Annotated in this window: 1 pseudogene; it reads right to left on the bottom strand. The window is 74.3% G+C overall.

Annotation, left to right across the window (positions count from 1 at the left end):
* Nucleotides 1-1,813, bottom strand: a pseudogene (locus ABZ815_RS52745) (hypothetical protein); the annotation flags it as partial.
* Nucleotides 1,814-1,846: the final 33 nt, after the last annotated feature.

The raw sequence follows: 1,846 nt of genomic DNA, 5'->3' as shown, positions 1-1,846 counted from the left end.
AGTGCAGCGCGGCCCGGGCATCGACGAACGCGCCGAAGGAAGTCAGCCGGGCATGCCCGGCCTGCGCGTGGTCGACCACCACGCCGGCTCTGTGACGCCAGAGCCGGAAACGCGCCCGGTCGTCGAGGAGTCCGTGGGCGAGCGCGATGGCCGACACGGAAGGCAGCAGCCATCCGGCCGGGGGGCGGCCGGCTCGTTCCCAGCCCGCCCACATCCGTTCGCCGTAGCGCAGGGCCGCGCCGAGGTCTCCGGTGAGGACGAGCGCGGGGATCAACCTGCTGGCCGAGATGTAGGGGTGGTCCCCGACGAGGTCGTCGGCCATCATGAGCCGACCGGCGCTGATCGCCGCGGGCAGATCTCCCGCGACGATCGCGTCGGTGCAGGCCACGTGCAGGGTGTCCACGATCTCGATGGCCGAACGCGGGTCGTCGCGGTCCATCTCCGACAGCAGTGCCAGCCGCTCCTCGGTGTACCTGCGGGCCTCGCGATGCCGGCCGGCCCGTACGGCGGCGGTCGTCACCGCGTCGAGCCCCGCGCTGATGAGCACGGCGTCGCGCGTCGTCCGTGCGACGGCGAGCGCGCGGGCGGCCAGGGCCGGGTCCGGGTCGAAGGCGCCCGGCCGCTCGGTCCAGGCTGCCGCCGTGGCGAGGGCCGCCGCCACGACCGGGTCGCCGGGGTCTCCGGCCTCGGCGGCTTCCGTGAGATCACGGCGTAGCCGTTCGCCGGGAATGCCCTCGGGGAAGGAGGCGAGAAACCTCGCCGCTGTCTCCACCGCACGGGCCAGGGCGACCGCGCGGCCGTTCTTGTCGCCCGCGGCGTGGGCCTGTGCCGCCGAGGCGAGCAGCAGGTCGAACACGTTCTGCCCCGAGATGTTGTCCAGGGAGCAGTCGGCCGCGTTCCGCAGGTCCTTGGCCGCTTCGGCGGGGCCGGGAGCCCGTTCCGCCGCCTGCCGGTAGTGGCCTTGGGCCTCGGCCAGGAACCGGCGGGCGAAGGTGAGGTGACCCAGCGAGCGGGCCAGCCGGTGCGCCGCCCCGCCCGGTCCGGGCGGTGCGGCGGCCAGGGCCGCGCGCAGATCGTCTGCGACCTCGTCGAACTCCCGCCGCCAGACCTCGACGCCGTCCTTCTGGCTGTCTTCGACCGGCGTCGCTGCCCCGGCGCCGTACTGTCTGGCGGCGACCAGCCGCTCCTGCATCGCCGTCGCGGCACCGGCGGCCCACAGCAGGTGGAGTTCCCGAGCCGCGTCGTACTCGCCGGCGCCTTGTAACAGGTCCTCGGCGAAGGCTCTGACGGTCTGCAGGAGCCGCCATCGGCTCGCTGTCCCCGGGGCGCGTACGACGAGGCTCTTGTCGACGAGTCGCCCCAGCACATGGCTCACGGCGCCGGGCCGGCGGCCGGCGGTGAGCGCCGTCGCGGCGGCCAGGTCGAAGCCGCCGCAGAACATCGACAGTCGCCGGAACAGCGCCTGTTCCTCCTGGTCGAGCAGGTCGTGACTCCATTCGAGCACCGCGCGCAGGGACCGATGCCGCCGGTCGGCGGCCCGTCCTCCGGTGAGCAGCCTCAGCGTGTCGTCGAGCGCGACGAGCAGCCCGGCAAGCCCGAGAGAGGCGCTGCGGGCCGCGGCGAGTTCGATGGCCAGGGGAATGCCGTCGAGCCGGGCGCAGATCTGCGTCAGCAGGGCCGGGTCGGCGTCGAACTCGGGATCGGCCGCGGTGGCCCGGTCGAGGAAGAGCGCCTCCGCGTCGGAGGCCAGGGGCAACGGGCCGATCGGCACGGTACGTTCGCCGGGCACGCCGAGGCGCTCGCGGCTCGTCACGAGGATCCGGGTGCCCGGACAGGCTGCCAGCAT

Origin of the sequence: Nonomuraea sp. NPDC047529 (assembly GCF_040642995.1) — a bacterium.
In the GTDB taxonomy this organism is placed as follows: Bacteria; Actinomycetota; Actinomycetes; order Streptosporangiales; family Streptosporangiaceae; genus Nonomuraea.
The sequence above is the reverse complement of the archived record's forward strand: the minus strand, read 5'-3'. Positions and strand labels throughout refer to the sequence as shown.